We start from the raw sequence: 14,374 nt of genomic DNA, 5'->3' as shown, positions 1-14,374 counted from the left end.
CGCTGCGTTGAATGACCGCTTCACCCCGCTGGCCGGTACTCGCTCCGGCCAGCGGCCTTTTTTCAGCTTGAGTCACAGGTGCCCCATATGCCGTTCGAATGGAGCTATTTCTTCTCCCTGTTTTCCATGCCGGCCTTCTGGGCGGCGTGCTGGACGGTGGTGAAACTCAGCAGCCTGGCCTGGCTGCTCGGCCTGGTGCTGGGCTTCGGTTTGGCCAGTGCCAAGCAAGCCGCCAGTCGCTGGCTCAGCGCGCCAGCCGCGATCTACGTATGGTTCTTTCGCAGCGTGCCGCTGCTGGTGCTGCTGATCTTCGTCTACAACCTGCCGCAACTGATGCCGGCCAGCGGCAAGGTACTGTCCAATCCGTTCTACGCCGGTCTGTTCGCCCTGGTACTGACCGAAGCGGCATACATGGCCGAAATCCACCGTGGTGGCTTGTTGTCGGTGGCCAAAGGGCAGCGCGAAGCCGCCCGCGCCCTGGGTATTGGCCGGCTTGGCACGCAGCGGCTGATCGTCGTGCCGCAGGCCTTTCGCATCGCCCTGCCGACGTTGACCAACGAGTACGTGACCATCGTCAAGCTGACCTCACTGGTCTCGGTGATCTCCCTCAGCGAACTGCTGCTGGTCGGCCAACGCCTTTACGCGCAGAACTTCATGGTGCTGGAAACCCTCGGCGCCGTGGCCGTGTACTACGTGCTGATCGTCAGCCTGTTCGGCTGGGGCCTGCAGTACCTGGAGCGCCACCTCGACCTTGGCCGGCGCAAGCCGGGCACCCTCGGCGATGCCCAGGTAACCAAGCTGCGCAGCGAACTGCCACAGGTGGCGACCGGCAACGCCCGGGTTCGTGAGCCAGGCACTCCAGCGGCGCTGTACCTGAGCAACATCCACAAGCACTACGGCGACCACCATGTGCTCAAGGGCATCGACCTGAGCGTGCAGCCTGGCGAGGTGATCTCCATCATCGGCCCGTCCGGCTCCGGCAAGACCTCGCTGATCCGCACCGTCAACGGCCTGGAAAGCATCGACAAAGGCGAGATCGTGCTGTTCGGCGAGAGTTTCATCCAGGCCGGCGACCGCCCCGAGAACCGCCGCCAGCGCGAAGGCGTGCGGCGCATCGGCATGGTGTTCCAGAGTTTCAACCTGTTCCCCCACCGCACCATCGTCGACAACGTCCTGCTCGCGCCGCGCTACCACGGCCTGGGTGATAGCGCCGAACTGCGTCGCCAGGCCCTCGCGCTGCTGGACAAGGTCGGCCTGCTGGCCCACGCCGACAAGTATCCGCACCAGCTGTCCGGCGGCCAGCAACAGCGCGTGGCCATCGCCCGCGCCCTGGCCATGCAGCCGGACATCATGCTGTTCGACGAGCCCACTTCTGCGCTCGACCCGGAACTGGTGGGCGACGTGCTCGCGGTGATCCGCGACCTGGCCCGCGAAGGCATGACGATGCTGATCGTCACCCACGAGATGGACTTCGCCCTGTCGATATCCGACCGCGTGCTGTTCATGGAAGACGGTCATGTCCAGCTCGACGCCTCACCTGCCGCCATCCACCACGGCAACCACCAGCGCGTACGCCGCTTCATCGGCCTGGAGAACGCATGAACGACATCACTACCCTGCGCCGCGACCTGGCTGCGGCCTACCGCCTAGCTGCCCTGTTCGGCTGGGACGACACCCTCTACACGCATTTTTCCGTACGCCTGCCGGGTGACGGCGAGCCGCGTTTTCTGATCAACCCGTTCGGCCTGTTCTTCGAGGAGATTCGCGCCAGCGACCTGATCGTGGTGGACATGCACGGCAAGGTGGTCGAGGGCAACGCCGACTACAACGTCGCCGGCTTCACCATCCACAGCGCCGTGCATATGGCCCGCGACGACGCCCACTGCGTGATCCACACCCATACCCTGGCTGGCATGGCGGTGGCCGCGCAGAACGATGGCCTGCTGCAGCTCAACCAGATCAGCACCGAGTTCCACCAGCGCCTGGGCTACCACGCCTACGAAGGCGTGGCGCTGGATCTGGACGAACGTGCGCGCATCCAGGCCTCGCTGGGCGACAACATTGCCCTGCTGCTGCGCCACCATGGCCTGCTCAGCGTCGGCGCCAGCGTCGCCGACGCCTTCTACGTCATGTACTACCTGAACCGCGCCTGCGAGATCCAGCTCGCCGCCACCGGTGGTGGCCAGCCCTGCAGCGAGATTCCGGCGCACCTGGCGCAGCATGCCTGCGAGCAGCTGCAGGGCGCCGAATGGCAGCGCCAGCTGCTGTGGCAGGCCTGGCTACGCAAGCTTGATCGCCTCGATACCAGTTACCGCGACTGATGCGCGCGCCACGCCACACCTTATGAACCGGGGCTTACAGCCTTACTTCAAACAATCCTGAAGTAAGTTTTTGCCCCAGCCGATTTTTCCCAGCGCCTGGCCGGTCAAGACTCCCGGCCACAACCAGAACGAGCCTGAGGCCCCCCCATGGAAAAGACCTTCCACCAGCCCCTGGGCGGCAATGAAATGCCCCGCTTCGGCGGCATCGCCACCATGATGCGCCTGCCCCACATCCAGAGCCCCGAGGAAAAACGCCAGCTCGACGCCGCCTTCGTCGGCGTGCCACTGGACATCGGCACCTCGCTGCGCTCCGGCACCCGCTTCGGCCCGCGCGAGATCCGCGCCCAGTCAGTGATGATCCGCCCGTACAACATGGCCACCGGTGCCGCCCCCTTCGACTCGCTGAACGTGGCCGATATCGGCGACGTGGCGATCAACACCTTCAACCTGCTCGACGCCGTGCGCATCATCGAGGAAGCCTACGACGAGATCGTCGAACTCGGCATCAAGCCGCTGACCCTGGGTGGCGACCACACCATCACCCTGCCGATCCTGCGTGCCCTGCACAAGAAGTACGGCAAGATCGGCCTGGTGCATATCGACGCCCACGCCGACGTCAACGACCATATGTTCGGCGAGAAGATCGCCCACGGCACCACCTTCCGCCGCGCCCAGGAAGAAGGCCTGCTCGACAGCCAGCGTGTGGTGCAGATCGGCCTGCGCGCCCAGGGCTACACCGCCGAAGACTTCAACTGGAGCCGCAAGCAGGGCTTCCGTGTGGTGCAGGCCGAGGAGTGCTGGCACAAGTCGCTGGAGCCGCTGATGGCCGAAGTGCGCGAGAAGGTCGGCGGCGGCCCGGTGTACCTGTCGTTCGACATCGACGGCATCGACCCGGCCTGGGCGCCCGGCACCGGAACCCCGGAAATCGGCGGCCTGACCACCATCCAGGCCATCGAGATCATCCGTGGTTGCCAGGGCCTGGACCTGATCGGTGGCGACCTGGTGGAGGTCTCGCCGCCCTACGACACCACCGGCAACACCTCGTTGCTCGGCGCCAACCTGCTGTACGAAATGCTCTGCGTGCTTCCGGGGGTTCAGCGTCGCTGACCACCGGCTTTTACTGCTCCGCCCGGGCGCCCCGCGAGGCGCCCGGTACATCCCTACAACAACAAATCAGGGTGCCCAGATGAATCGCGAAGAATCCATGCCGCTGCTGGATGACCAGCCGCCGACCGATACCTCCTACAGCGTGCGTCAGTTACTGATCTTCCTGATCCCCTCGTTGCTCGGCGTACTGCTGTTTCTCACCCCCATCGTTTACGAAGAAAAGGTCACCATCGGCCTCGGCGTCATGGCTGACGCACTCAAGGCTGCCGTCAGCGATCAGCTGCCTGCCATCGCCACCGCCCTGTTGCTGCTCTCCGCCGTCCTCGGCCTGTTCGGCAGCCTGCTCAAGCCACGCTGGCTCACGGAGCGTCGCGCCCTGAACGACCTGTTCGTGCTGCCGCCGCTGTGGCTCGCCCTGCGCGTGCTCGGCGGGCTGTTCGCGGCCATGACGTTCTGGCAATTCGGCCCGGAATGGGTGTGGAACGCCAATACCGGCGGCGTGGTGCTGAAAGACCTGGCGCCGGTGTTGATCACCTTCTTCCTGGTCGCCGGCCTGATCCTGCCGCTGCTTACCGACTACGGCCTGATGGAGTTCTGCGGCACCCTGGTGCGCAATGTGTTCCGCAAGATCTTCGGCCTGCCCGGACGCTCGGCCATCGACGCCATCGCCAGCTGGCTCGGCTCCGGCACCGTTGGCGTGTTGATCACTGCCCAGCAGTACCAGAAGGGCTTCTACAGCGCCCGAGAAGCGGCAGTGATCGCCACCAACTTCTCCATCGCCTCGATCGCCTTCAGCCTGCTGATCACCAGCTTCATGAAGCTCGACCATCTGTTCGTACCCTTCTACCTGACCGTGGTAGTCGCCGGTCTGGCTGCCGCCATCATCACCCCGCGTATTCCACCGCTGTCGTGGAAGAAGGACGAGTATGTCGCCGGGGTCGGCAAGCAGATCAAGGAAGATGTGCCAGCCGGCACCTCGCTGCTGCGCTGGGGCCTGCTGCAGGCGGTCAGGCGCGCCAACGCCAATCCCTCGCCGGGGCAGATGGTCAAGGTCGGCGTGCACAACGTGGTCGATATCTGGCTGGGTCTGCTGCCGCTGGTCATGGCCATTGGCACGGTATCCTTGGCCATCGCCGAGTTCACTCCGATCTTCAACTGGCTGTCCGCTCCCATCGTGCCGTTGCTCGAACTGCTGCAACTGCCGGAAGCCGCCAAGGCAGCGCCAGCGATGTTGGTGGGCTTCGCCGACATGTTCCTGCCGGCAGTGCTGGGCAAAGGCATCGAGAGCGAGCTGACGCGTTTCGTGGTGGCCTGCGTGTCGCTGACCCAGCTGATCTACATGTCCGAGGTCGGCGTGCTGATCATCAAGGCCAAGCTGCCGCTGAACCTGCTCGAGCTGTTCGTCATCTTCATCATCCGCACCCTGATCACCCTGCCGATCATCGCGCTGATGGCGCACTGGATCGTCGGCTGACGTCGACACAAGGACCTGACCATGACCACCTGCGGCGAATTTCTCGTCAAGCAACTGGAAGCCTGGGGCGTCGACACCGTGTTCGGCATCCCCGGCGTGCACACCGTGGAGCTCTATCGCGGCCTGCCCTCAAGCAGCATCCGCCACGTCACCCCGCGTCACGAGCAGGGCGCCGGCTTCATGGCCGACGGCTATGCGCGCGTCTCGGGCAAGCCGGGTGTGTGCTTCATCATCACCGGCCCTGGGATGACCAACATCCTCACCGCCATGGGCCAGGCCTATGCCGACTCGATCCCGATGCTGGTGATTTCCAGTGTCAACGAGCGCGCGCGCCTGGGCCTGGGTAAGGGCTATCTGCACGAGCTGCCCAACCAGCGGGCGATGACCGCCGGCGTCACCGCCTTCAGCCATACCCTGATGAGCGTCGAGGAACTGCCCGGCGTACTGGCTCGCGCCTTCGCCGTATTCGAAGGCGAGCGGCCGCGCCCTGTGCATATCGAGCTGCCACTGGACATCATCACCGCAGACGCCACCCACATGACCCCGGCGCCACGGCCGACCGTGCGCCGCCCGGCGCCGAACCGCACGCTGATCCGTGAGGCCGCCGGCCTGCTCAGGCAGGCCAAGCGCCCTCTCCTACTGCTGGGCGGTGGTTGCGTATCCTCCGAGGCTGAAGCCCGCGCTCTGGCCGCTGCACTGGATGTTCCGACCGCGCTGACCATCAATGCCAAGGGCCTGCTGCCGCCGGGCCATCCGCTGCTGCTGGGCAGCAACCAGTCGCTGCGCCCGGTGCGCGATCTGGCGCTGGAGGCTGACGTGGTGCTGGCCATCGGCACCGAGCTGGGCGAGACCGACTACGACGTGGTGTTCGACGGCGACTTCCGCCTGCCCGGTCGACTGATCCGCATCGACATCGACGCTCAGCAATTGCAGCGTAACTTCACCCCGCATCTGGCGATCCAGGGCGATGCCCGCGTGGCCATGCGCATGCTGCTGGCCGAGCTCGCCCCGCGCGAGGCCAACGCAGACAGCCCCGGCGCCCGGCGTACCGCAGCCGTGCAGGCGCGCCTGAACGAGGACTTCAGCGGCTGGGCGCATTACCGCCAGCTGTTCGACTGCATCCTCGATGCCCTGCCCGACGCCCGCTTCGTCGGCGACTCGACGCAGACCGTGTACAGCGGCAACCATCTGGTCGAACTGGACGGTGCGCGGCGCTGGTTCAACGCCTCCACCGGCTACGGCACCCTCGGCTACGGTTTACCGGCGGCCATCGGCGCCAAGCTGGCCGAGCCTGCGCGCCCAGTAATCAGCCTGATGGGCGATGGCGGTGTTCAGTTCACCATCGCCGAGCTGGCCAGCGCCGTGGAAGCGCAAGTTGGCATCATTGTCCTGCTGTGGAACAACTCCGGTTATGGCGAGATCAAGCGCTACATGCAGCACCGCGATATCACACCGATTGCCGTCGACATCTACACGCCGGACCTCATCGCCATCGCCCGTGGTTTCGGCTGCGCCGCCGAACGGGCGCGTGATCATGCACATCTGGCCGAGCTGCTGCGTGGCGCGCCGCATGATCGTCCCTTGATCATCGAAGTGCAGGAGGCCGCGCCCTTTCATCCCTGACGACATTGATCGCGGCTAAAGCCCCTCCCACGGAAATCGAGGTGCACCTGTGGGAGGGGCTTTAGCCGCGACATCCCCCGTACTCCCCGGATTACATCCGGGCGACGGGCATAACCACAAGATTCAGCTGTACCACTGACTGCCGCCCACCAATACCAATAATCAAGCATCGGGGAGTCGTTCCATGTTCAAGAATATAAGCCAGCACTTCGGCCAGGACGGTCTGGCCCCAACCGACAAGGCGCATCGCAGCCTCGGTCTCGGTGGCACCATCGCCCTGTGGCTGGGCGCCAACGTGGTGGTCACCACCATCCTCACCGGCATGCTGCTGGTGCCGGATCTGAAATTCACCCAGGCCATGCTCATCGTGCTGATCGGTTCGGGCATCGGCATCCTGCCGCTGGTACTGGTCGGCCTGATGGGCCAACGCTCGGGCCTGACCACCATGGTGCTGGCACGCGGCAGCTACGGTGTACACGGCGCCAAGCTGCCGTCGCTGGTCAACCTGCTGACCCTGCTGGCCTGGAGCTGGATCCAGGCACTGCTGGCGGGCATGAGCCTGAACTACGCAGTGGAGCACCTGACCGGCTACTCCAACCTGCCGCTGTTCACCATCCTCTGCGAGACCTTGGTGCTGCTGATCGCCCTGCGCGGCCACCTGGGCATCGAGCGGGTCGAGCGCTGGGCCGCCATCGGCATGCTCCTGCTGGCCGGTGCGGTGTTCTACGTGATGGGGCAGAAGTTCGAGTTCGGAAGCCTTCTGGCCATGCCGACCGAACCGCGCAATGAAATCACCCCGGGTATCGCCTTCGATATCGTCATCGCCACCGCGTTCTCCTGGATCCCACTGGCCGCCGACTACAACCGCAACTGCCGCAGCCAGGGCGTGGCGGGAGTCGGCACCTGGGTCGGCTATGTCGCCGCCACTCTGCTGGCCATGGGTCTGGGCGCCACGGTCTCGGGCTTCTCGGTGCTGACCGGCATGGAGCAGACCTACGACCCGGCCGTGCTGTTGGCTGGTTTCGGCTTTGGCTTGCCAGCGGCCATCGTGGTGTTCCTCTCGGTAATGACCACCAACGTCATGTGCGTCTACAGCGCCTCGCTGTCGTACCTCAACATCAGCCCGAAAACCCCGTTCTGGAAACCGGCGCTGGCCATCGGCGTACTGTCGATTCTCGGCTCGCAGATCCCCGGCATCCTCGACAATTTCCAGAACTTCCTGCTGGTGATCGGCAGCGTGTTCATCCCCGCCTTCGCCGTGCTGATCGCCGACTACTTCCTGATTCACAAGGGCGACTACGCGGTGGATGAGCTGCTCAGTGAAGACGGCGGTCGCTACCGCTACCTGAACGGCTTCAACCCGGCCGCGTTCATTGCCTACGGCCTGGGCGCGGTGCTGGCCTACTACTGGGGCTGGGTCTCGCCGCTGGCCTGGGGCGCTTCGCTGCCGGTGTTCCTGATCACCGCTGCCAGCTACGCGGTGCTGCGCCGCTGGGTTCTGGTGCCACGGGCGCAGTTGGCCTGACGCACCACCTGCAGGAGCCAGCTTGCTAGCGATTCCCTGCTGATCGCCAGCAAGCTGGCTCCTACAATGGGTCAATCGATTGCCGCGAGAGATGCCATGAAAATAGTCAGCCGTGACCGCTGGTTCGAGGTGGAGCACCGCCACGACGGCATCTGCCTCATCCACGAGCCCTACGTGCGCCCCTTCTATCGCTGCAACATGTGGCATGTGCAGGGGCGCGAGCATGACGTGCTGATCGACTCCGGCTCCGGCTTGGTCAGCCTGCGCGAGCAACTGCCGTGGCTGACCGAAAAGCCGCTGCTGGCGGTGGCCAGCCACTGCCACTTCGACCACATCGCCGGGCATCACGAATTCGATGAGCGTCTGGTGCATCCGGCCGAGGCCGATATTCTCGCCGCGCCGGACGGCGCCAATACCCTGGCCACCGACTTCGTCGGTGACGACATGTTCGAAGCGCATCCGGACTGCCCGCTGTGCTACGCCGAATACCGCGTACGGGCGGCCCCAGCCACGCGCTTGGTCGAAGATGGCGACGTACTGGATCTGGGGAATCGGGTATTGCAGGTGCTGCACACGCCCGGCCATTCACCCGGCGGCATCAGCCTGTGGGAAGCGCAGACGCACACGCTGTTTTCCGGCGACATCCTCTACGATGGCCCGCTGATCGAAGACGCCTACCACTCGAATCTGGAAGATTACGCGCGCAGCCTCGCGCGCCTGCGCGAGCTACCCGTACGCACCGTGCACGGCGGGCATTTCGCGAGTTTCTCGGGAGAGCGGATGCGCGAGCTGATAGACGCCTGGTTCGACGCCCATCGGCTCAACTGACGAGTTTCAGCGACGCTGACGCTCGCGGCGCAGGCGTTGCTGCTCGGCTTCACTGATACGAATCGGCTGAGGTTGCGGGGCGAGGCCAAGGGCCTGCAGCAGGGCTTGCAGTTGTTCTTGCAGCTTGGCGAGCATGGGTACGACCTCCTGCCAAGTAAAGGGAAGAGCCAGCGGCTCACCTATAAGATTAGGCCGGGCCAAACGGATTTCAACCAGCCTCCGTCAAATCACCGGACTCTTGCGTCGATAGGGGAACACGTCGATCACCTTGCCCGCGCGAATCGCCTCCTGCAATTGTTTCCAGTAATCGGCCTCATAGAGATTGCCATGCAGCTTGCTGAATAGCTGGCGCTGCTTGATATCGGCGAACAGGAACGGCGGAAACTCCTCGGGAAACACATCCATCGGCCCCACCGAATACCAGGGCTCGGAACTCATCTCGTCCTCGGGGAAACGCGGCGGCGGGATGCGCCGGAAGTTCACTTCGGTGAGAAAGCAGATCTCGTCGTAGTCGTAGAACACCACGCGGCCATGGCGAGTGACGCCGAAGTTCTTCAGCAACATGTCACCGGGAAAGATATTGGCCGCGGCCAACTGTTTGATGGCCAGGCCGTAGTCATCCAGCGCCTCACGCACCTGCGCCTCGTTGGCGCTTTCCAGGTAGAGGTTGAGCGGCGTCATGCGCCGCTCGGTCCAGCAGTGGCGCACCAGCACGGTATCACCTTCCACGACCACAGTGGACGGCGCAACTTCCAGCAACTCGGCCAGGCACTCGGGCTCGAACTTGGCCTTGGGGAAACGGAAATCGGCAAACTCCTGGGTATCGGCCATGCGCCCTACCCGGTCGACGCTTTTCACCAGGCGGTACTTCTCGATCACCGTGTTGCGATCCACCGTCTTGGCGTGGGCGAAACGGTCCTTGATGATCTTGAACACGGTATTGAAACCCGGCAGGGTGAACACACTCATCACCATGCCACGCACACCGGGCGCCATGATGAAGCGATCATCAGTGCTGGCCAGGTGGCCGATCAGGGCTCGGTAGAACTCGGATTTGCCGTGCTTGTAGAAGCCGATCGAGGTGTAAAGCTCGGCGATGTGCTTGCCCGGCAGGATGCGCTTGAGAAAGCCGACGAACTCGGCCGGAATCGCCACGTCCACCATGAAGTAGCTGCGGGTGAAGGAGAAGATGATCGACACCTCCGCCTCGTCGGTGATCACCGCATCGGCCTGTATACCCTGCCCTTCACGATGCAGCAGCGGGATCGCCAGCGGCCACTGCTCCTCGCGGTTGTAGATGCGCCCGATCAGGTAGGCGCCCTTGTTGCGATACAGCACCGAGGAAAACAGCTCGATGCACAACTCAGGATCCTTGCAGACCCAATCTGGCAGGCTGCTACGCAGTTGCTCTTCCAGCCGCTGCAGGTCGCGCGACAGATCCTCGTAAGGGGCATCGAAACGGTAATCGTCGAAGATCGCCTGCAGCGCCAGATGCAGCTCGCCAGCCGGCCGATAACTGCGCGTCTGCGCTGCGCCGGGCTGGTTGCGCAGCGATGGCCGGGTGGTATGGATGAACATGCAGCCATCGCTGATCTGGTCATGGCTGAACAGGCTGCAGAAGATCGAGTTGAACCAGGTTTCCGCCAGTTCGTCATCAAACCGCAGATCGATCAGCGCGATATAGGCACTCTTGACCAGCGGCCACTGCCCGACTTCCAGCAGCGAAGCGTCGAACCCTTGCAGCAGACGCTCGCGAGTTTCTGCGACCTTCTCTTCATAGAGGTTGATGCGCGCCGCCGACGCTTGCTGCGCCTCCTGCCACTGCGCCTGCTCGAAGCGTACCCGCGCGCCATCGGTGATCTGGCGAAAACGCTCGCGGTAATCGTCGAAGCCATCGAGGATCAGGCGAGCGATCTCGCCGGCCGGCCATTGTTGCCCCATTACGCATGCCTCATCCGCAGTGATCAGCCGAGCTTAGCCGACAACGCCGGCGTGGATACAACCGGGAATCGCCAAATCCTCCACGATTGCACGTCGCGGCTAAAGCCCCTCCCACACCTTCCCTGCAGCAGCGCCCATGCCAAACATTCGAAAGTGCAATGCGGATTGCCAGAAGCCTGCCCAGCGGCAACACTCTCGGCCCCACCCTGCCGGATACTTCGCCTTGCGTACCGCCGATCTGCTTCGTCTGCTGTTGCTCGCCGCCATCTGGGGCGCCAGCTTCCTATTCATGCGCGTTGCCGCACCGGTGCTGGGCAGCATGCCGACCGCGTTCTTTCGTGCCAGCTTCGGCGCGCTGGGGCTGCTGGCGCTGCTCCTGCTGCTGCGCAGTGACTGGGACTTTCGCGGCAAACTGCGCATCTGCCTGGGCCTGGGCGTGATCAATGCCGGCCTGCCTTCGGCCATGTATTGCCTGGCGGCGCTGATCCTGCCGGCCGGTTACTCGGCAATCTTCAACGCCACCACACCCTTGATGGGTGTGCTGATCGGCGCGTTGTTTTTCCACGAAGGCATCACAAGGAGCAAGGCGGCGGGTGTGTTTCTCGGCCTGCTTGGCGTGGCGGTGCTGACCCGCACCGGCCCGGTGGCCTTCGACATGCAACTGCTGCTGGGCGCCGGCGCCTGCCTGGTGGCCACCACCTGCTACGGCTTCGCCGGCTTCCTTACCCGGCGCTGGATCGGCCAACAGGGCGGCCTGGACAATCGCCTGACCGCCTTCGCCAGCCTGGCGGGGGCCAGCCTGTTCCTGCTGCCGCTGTTCGCGGGCAGCCTCGCGCTGCAACCACCGCCAAGCTGGGGTGGCATCGAGGTATGGCTGTCGCTGGCCGGCCTTGGCCTGGTCTGCACGGCGTTCGCCTATGTCCTGTATTTCCGTTTGCTGGCCGATATCGGGCCGATCAAGGCCAGCACCACCACCTTCCTGATCCCGCCGTTCGGCGTGCTATGGGGCGCTTTGCTACTGGGTGAGCCGCTCAGTTGGGCCTACCTGCCTGGCTGCGTACTGATCGGGTTGGCGCTGTGGCTGGTGGTCAGGCCAAGCGTGGCCAGAACGTAGGGTGCGCTATGCGTACCAAGGCCACCGTAAATTGTCCCGCGGTGCGCAAGGCGCTCCCTACGAAAAAACCGCCCGAAGGCGGTTTTCGCGAGAGTTAGACGTGGGATGGATCGCGCTTCATCGTTCCACCGAAACGGTGGACATGAAAAACGACACCTACCCTAGGCATGGCTCCGCTTGTAGCTTTTAGCCTGCGGTTTGGAGCCTGTAGCTGCTCTTACTGATGCAGTTCCTGCTCGGTGAACATATCACTGAACAGCATGCTCGATAGGTAGCGCTCGCCGGAGTCCGGCAGTATCACCACGATGGTCTTGCCCTGCATCTCCGGCTTCTCTGCCAAACGCACCGCCACCGCCATCGCCGCGCCGCAGGAGATACCACAGAGAATGCCCTCTTCACGCATCAGGCGCAGGGCCATGGCCTTGGCTTCGTCGTCAGTGACCTGCTCGACCTGATCGACCATCGCCAGGTCGAGGTTCTTCGGCACGAAACCGGCGCCGATGCCTTGAATCTTGTGCGGAGCCGGCTTGACCTCGTCACCAGCCAGGGTCTGGCTGATCACTGGCGAGCCCACCGGCTCCACCGCTACCGACAGAATCGGCTTGCCCTGGGTCTGCTTGATGTAACGGGAAACGCCGGTGATGGTGCCGCCAGTGCCGACGCCGGAGACCAGCACGTCGATGGCGCCTTCGGTGTCGCGCCAGATTTCCGGGCCGGTGGTCTTCTCGTGAATGGCCGGGTTGGCAGGATTCTCGAACTGCTGCGGCAGATAGTAGTCAGGATTGGCGGCCACCAGCTCGTTGGCCTTCTCGATCGCGCCCTTCATGCCCTTGGCCGGCTCGGTCAGCACCAGCTCGGCGCCCAGGGCCTTGAGCACCTTGCGCCGCTCCAGGCTCATCGAGGCCGGCATGGTCAGCACCAGCTTGTACCCGCGCGCTGCAGCGACGAAGGCCAGGCCGATGCCGGTATTGCCGGAGGTCGGCTCGACGATGGTCATGCCCGGCTTGAGCACGCCGCGCTCCTCGGCATCCCAGATCATGCTGGCGCCAATGCGGCACTTGACCGAATAGGCCGGGTTGCGGCCCTCGATCTTGGCCAGGATGGTCACGCCTTTCGGACCCAGACGGTTGATCATCACCAGCGGCGTGTTGCCGATGGCCTGGGAGTTGTCAGCGAAAATGCGGCTCATGATTCCTTCCTAAGCAGATGGATGATGAATAAGGGCACCAGCCTATGCCCAGGTGCGGATGCAGTCCAGCCGAACAGATCGGCGCGAACGTAGTCCATCGAAGATAACTGCTCCGACAGACGCCGCCATGAAACGACGCTACAGCTGGCCCCTCAAGGCCCTGCTCATCCTGGTTCTGCTGCTACTGGCCGCGCAGCTCGCGCTGCCGTGGCTGATCCGTGACTATCTCAACGACAAGCTCGCCGAGATGGGCGACTACCGTGGGCATATCGCTGATATCGACCTGGCCTGGTGGCGCGGCGCCTACCGCATCAACGAGCTGACCATCGTCAAGGTGACGGGCGATGTGCCGGTACCGCTACTCGATGCCCCATTGATCGACCTTTCGGTAAGCTGGCCGGCGCTGTGGCGCGAGCACGCGGTGGTAGCCGAGGTGTTCTTCGAGCGGCCGCAGTTGAACTTCGTCGATGGCGGCGAAAATGACCAGGGCACCCAGACCGGTGCCGGCACCGACTGGCGCGACCAGTTGAACAAACTGCTACCGATCACGCTCAACGAACTGCGGGTGATCGACGGCCGCATCAGCTTTCACAACTTCACCACCGACCCGAAGGTGGAACTGAGCGCAGACGAGGTCAACGCCAGCCTCTACAACCTCACCAACGTCGGCGACGAACCGGGCGACCGGGTCGCGCACTTCGAAGGTCGCGCACTGTTGCTGGAGCACGCGCCACTGGAGGCCGAGGCAACCTTCGATCCATTCGAGCAGTTCGAAGATTTCGAGCTGCGCCTGCGCGCGAAGGACATCGACCTGACGCGCTTCAACGACTTCGCCCGCGCCTACGGCCGCTTTGACTTCAAGCGCGGCAACGGCGACCTGGTAATCGAAGCGCAAGCCGAAAACGCCCAGCTCAACGGTTACATCAAACCCCTGCTGCGTGAGGTCGAGGTGTTCGACTGGGAGCAGGACGTCGAGGACGAAGACAAAGGCGTGCTGCGCTCACTCTGGGAGGCCATCGTCGGCGGCAGCGAGACACTGCTGAAGAACCAGCGCCGCGACCAGTTCGCCACCCGTGTCGAACTCAGCGGCAGCGTGCACGACCAGCAGACCAGCGCCTTCCAGGCCTTCATCGCCATCCTGCGCAATGGTTTCGTCGAGGCCTTCACGCCCCGCTACGAACGCCCGCCACCTCAGCAGGACGGCAGCTGAGCTGTAGTCGTAAGCAGCGGTGACCGCCCATTCAGTGACTGA

General features: G+C 64.0%; 12 protein-coding genes. 9 read left to right on the top strand and 3 right to left on the bottom strand.

The annotated features are described in order from the left end of the window. Positions 1-87: 87 nt before the first annotated feature. The 7 genes from BM186_RS07835 to BM186_RS07805 all read left to right on the top strand — a co-directional run bounded on the left by BM186_RS07835 (position 88) and on the right by BM186_RS07805 (position 8,878). Complete coding sequence (locus tag BM186_RS07835) at positions 88-1,602, top strand: amino acid ABC transporter permease/ATP-binding protein (protein ID WP_074914373.1); 1,515 nt, start codon at positions 88-90, stop codon at positions 1,600-1,602. Next, entirely contained in the window at positions 1,599-2,321 is a 723-nt protein-coding gene (locus BM186_RS07830; RefSeq protein WP_074914370.1) for a class II aldolase/adducin family protein, read from the top strand. The genes BM186_RS07835 and BM186_RS07830 overlap by 4 nt, the downstream gene beginning before the upstream one ends. Before the next feature lie 147 nt (positions 2,322-2,468). Continuing rightward, on the top strand, positions 2,469-3,428 hold the full coding sequence (gene speB / locus BM186_RS07825) for an agmatinase (protein ID WP_074914368.1): 960 nt from the start codon (positions 2,469-2,471) through the stop codon (positions 3,426-3,428). 79 nt (positions 3,429-3,507) lie between these two features. Beyond that, a complete protein-coding gene (locus BM186_RS07820; protein ID WP_074914366.1) occupies positions 3,508-4,902 on the top strand; it encodes a YjiH family protein in 1,395 nt (464 codons plus the stop codon). Positions 4,903-4,923: 21 nt separating this feature from the next. After that, positions 4,924-6,525, top strand: a complete 1,602-nt coding sequence (locus BM186_RS07815) for a 5-guanidino-2-oxopentanoate decarboxylase (RefSeq protein WP_074914363.1) — start codon at positions 4,924-4,926, stop codon at positions 6,523-6,525. A 184-nt stretch (positions 6,526-6,709) separates the two neighbouring features. After that, positions 6,710-8,050, top strand: a complete 1,341-nt coding sequence (locus BM186_RS07810; protein WP_074914361.1) for a purine-cytosine permease family protein — start codon at positions 6,710-6,712, stop codon at positions 8,048-8,050. Between the two features lie 96 nt (positions 8,051-8,146). Continuing rightward, positions 8,147-8,878 (top strand): MBL fold metallo-hydrolase, encoded by a 732-nt coding sequence (locus BM186_RS07805; RefSeq protein ID WP_074914358.1) that lies wholly within the window; start codon positions 8,147-8,149, stop codon positions 8,876-8,878. Between the two features lie 6 nt (positions 8,879-8,884). Here the strand turns inward: BM186_RS07805 and BM186_RS26970 are convergent, their stop codons facing one another. Together BM186_RS26970 and aceK are read right to left on the bottom strand one after the other, a co-directional pair. Then, a complete protein-coding gene (locus tag BM186_RS26970; RefSeq protein WP_017677423.1) occupies positions 8,885-9,013 on the bottom strand; it encodes a PA1414 family protein in 129 nt (42 codons plus the stop codon). Between the two features lie 87 nt (positions 9,014-9,100). Beyond that, on the bottom strand, positions 9,101-10,819 hold the full coding sequence (gene aceK, locus BM186_RS07800; RefSeq protein ID WP_074914356.1) for a bifunctional isocitrate dehydrogenase kinase/phosphatase: 1,719 nt from the start codon (positions 10,817-10,819) through the stop codon (positions 9,101-9,103). Between the two features lie 223 nt (positions 10,820-11,042). Between aceK and BM186_RS07795 the strand changes: the two genes are divergently transcribed. After that, on the top strand, positions 11,043-11,933 hold the full coding sequence (locus tag BM186_RS07795; RefSeq protein ID WP_074914354.1) for a DMT family transporter: 891 nt from the start codon (positions 11,043-11,045) through the stop codon (positions 11,931-11,933). Positions 11,934-12,150: 217 nt separating this feature from the next. Here BM186_RS07795 and cysK read toward each other — a convergent pair whose 3' ends face one another. After that, the gene (cysK, locus tag BM186_RS07790) at positions 12,151-13,122 is read right to left on the bottom strand and encodes a cysteine synthase A (RefSeq protein WP_074914351.1); all 972 of its coding nucleotides are present in this window, start codon (positions 13,120-13,122) and stop codon (positions 12,151-12,153) included. A gap of 127 nt (positions 13,123-13,249) precedes the next feature. Here cysK and BM186_RS07785 point away from each other — a divergent pair, with 127 nt between their 5' ends. Continuing rightward, complete coding sequence (locus BM186_RS07785) at positions 13,250-14,332, top strand: DUF748 domain-containing protein (protein WP_074914348.1); 1,083 nt, start codon at positions 13,250-13,252, stop codon at positions 14,330-14,332. The last annotated feature ends 42 nt before the right edge of the window (positions 14,333-14,374 follow it).

Source organism: Ectopseudomonas toyotomiensis (genome assembly GCF_900115695.1).
Taxonomy (GTDB): domain Bacteria; phylum Pseudomonadota; class Gammaproteobacteria; order Pseudomonadales; family Pseudomonadaceae; genus Aquipseudomonas; species Aquipseudomonas toyotomiensis.
This window is presented reverse-complemented; position numbering and strand designations above follow the sequence as displayed.

What these genes read in the sequence shown, in the direction of transcription:
- BM186_RS07835 (WP_074914373.1), top strand. Translation starts at nt 88, where the DNA reads ATGCCGTTCGAATGGAGCTATTTCTTCTCCCTGTTTTCCATGCCGGCC.
- BM186_RS07820 (WP_074914366.1), top strand. Translation starts at nt 3,508, where the DNA reads ATGAATCGCGAAGAATCCATGCCGCTGCTGGATGACCAGCCGCCGACC.
- BM186_RS07810 (WP_074914361.1), top strand. Translation starts at nt 6,710, where the DNA reads ATGTTCAAGAATATAAGCCAGCACTTCGGCCAGGACGGTCTGGCCCCA.
- BM186_RS07805 (WP_074914358.1), top strand. Translation starts at nt 8,147, where the DNA reads ATGAAAATAGTCAGCCGTGACCGCTGGTTCGAGGTGGAGCACCGCCAC.
- cysK (WP_074914351.1), bottom strand. Translation starts at nt 13,122, where the DNA reads ATGAGCCGCATTTTCGCTGACAACTCCCAGGCCATCGGCAACACGCCG.
- aceK (WP_074914356.1), bottom strand. Translation starts at nt 10,819, where the DNA reads ATGGGGCAACAATGGCCGGCCGGCGAGATCGCTCGCCTGATCCTCGAT.
- speB (WP_074914368.1), top strand. Translation starts at nt 2,469, where the DNA reads ATGGAAAAGACCTTCCACCAGCCCCTGGGCGGCAATGAAATGCCCCGC.
- BM186_RS07785 (WP_074914348.1), top strand. Translation starts at nt 13,250, where the DNA reads ATGAAACGACGCTACAGCTGGCCCCTCAAGGCCCTGCTCATCCTGGTT.
- BM186_RS07815 (WP_074914363.1), top strand. Translation starts at nt 4,924, where the DNA reads ATGACCACCTGCGGCGAATTTCTCGTCAAGCAACTGGAAGCCTGGGGC.
- BM186_RS07830 (WP_074914370.1), top strand. Translation starts at nt 1,599, where the DNA reads ATGAACGACATCACTACCCTGCGCCGCGACCTGGCTGCGGCCTACCGC.
- BM186_RS26970 (WP_017677423.1), bottom strand. Translation starts at nt 9,013, where the DNA reads ATGCTCGCCAAGCTGCAAGAACAACTGCAAGCCCTGCTGCAGGCCCTT.